1 protein-coding gene and 1 pseudogene are annotated in these 945 nt (G+C 67.3%); both read right to left on the minus strand.

The window, feature by feature from the left end; all coding sequences use genetic code 11:
• A pseudogene (locus AC1D01_RS36565) lies at positions 1–73 on the minus strand (molybdopterin-guanine dinucleotide biosynthesis protein B); the annotation flags it as partial.
• Between the two features lie 8 nt (positions 74–81).
• A partial coding sequence (locus AC1D01_RS36570; protein WP_477874687.1) for a PALP domain-containing protein occupies positions 82–945 on the minus strand: 864 nt, incomplete at its 5' end.

Below are 945 nucleotides of genomic sequence, written 5' to 3' on the forward strand. Positions count from 1 at the left end.
GCAGCGGGATCAGCTGCTCGACCAGCGTGGTCTTGCCGGAGCCCGAGTAGCCGCTGAAGCCGATGACTTTCATCGCGCCGCTCAGACGTGGGCCGTGACGCGTTGGGCGATGTATCGCTTGACCGCCTCGGCATCGACCGGCATCACCTCGAAGCGCTTCGGCAGGTCTTCGATGCCTTTCAGCTGGTACGGCCGGGCCGGCTGGCGGTTCAGCGCCTCGACGATGGTCTCGGCGAACTTGGCCGGCAGCGCGGTCTCGAGCACGATCATCGGCACCGCCGGGTCGAGGTGCTCCAGCGCGACCTTCAACCCGTCGGCGGTGTGCGTGTCGATCATCGCGCCGAAGCGTTCGTACGCGAGGCGGATCGTCGCGAGGCGGTCGGCATGCGTGCTGTGGCCCGAGACGAAACCGTCGGCGGCGATGCGCGCGAACTCTTCGGGCGTGATCGAGAAGCGGCCGTGCTGCTCGAGCGCGGTCTTGAACAGCGCGCGGGTGCGCTCGCCGTCGTGGCCCAGCAGGTCGAACACGAAGCGCTCGAAGTTCGAGGCCTTCGAGATGTCCATCGACGGGCTCGAGGTCTCGAAGGTCTCGCTGCCGGCGCGCACGCGGTAGGTGCCGGTGCGGAAGAACTCGTCGAGCACGCGGTTCTCGTTGGTGGCCAGCACGAGCTGCTTGATCGGCAGGCCCATGCGGCGCGCGACGTGGCCGGCGCAGATGTTGCCGRAGTTGCCCGACGGCACCGCGAAGCTGACTTCCTTGGCGCCATCCCGCGTGGCCTGCAGCCAGCCGGCGAAGTAGTACACCACCTGCGCCAGCAGCCGCGCCCAGTTGATGGAGTTGACGGTGCCGATGCGGTGCGCGCGCTTGAACGCCAGGTCATTGGACACCGCCTTGACGATGTCCTGGCAATCGTCGAACACGCCTTCGATCGCGATGTTGTGGAT

The organism is Rhizobacter sp. P3_B12 (genome assembly GCF_056402895.1).